The following is a 224-nucleotide window of genomic DNA, read 5'->3' as shown; positions in this document are numbered from 1 at the left end:
ATTTGGCAATACTTTACCCAGCATTGGCAAGACTGGTTTCCAGCCATCGGCTCATACCCTAACTTCGCAAAGCACTGCGCCAATCTGTGGCAAGTCAAACAGCAGATACAAGATAAAGTCAGTCAAATTGAAGGCCGTGACAACATTCATTTTATGGATGGCTTTCCGATACCCGTCTGTCATTATGGACGCGCTTATCGGCATAAAAACTATCAAGACTTAGC

General features: G+C 44.6%; 1 pseudogene. It reads left to right on the top strand.

What is annotated here, in order from left to right:
• Positions 1–224 (top strand): annotated as a pseudogene (locus tag ACT3RN_RS16415) (hypothetical protein); the annotation flags it as partial.

Source organism: Psychrobacter sp. AOP5-GZ1-6, assembly GCF_052376345.1.
Lineage (GTDB): Bacteria > Pseudomonadota > Gammaproteobacteria > Pseudomonadales > Moraxellaceae > Psychrobacter.
This window is presented reverse-complemented; position numbering and strand designations above follow the sequence as displayed.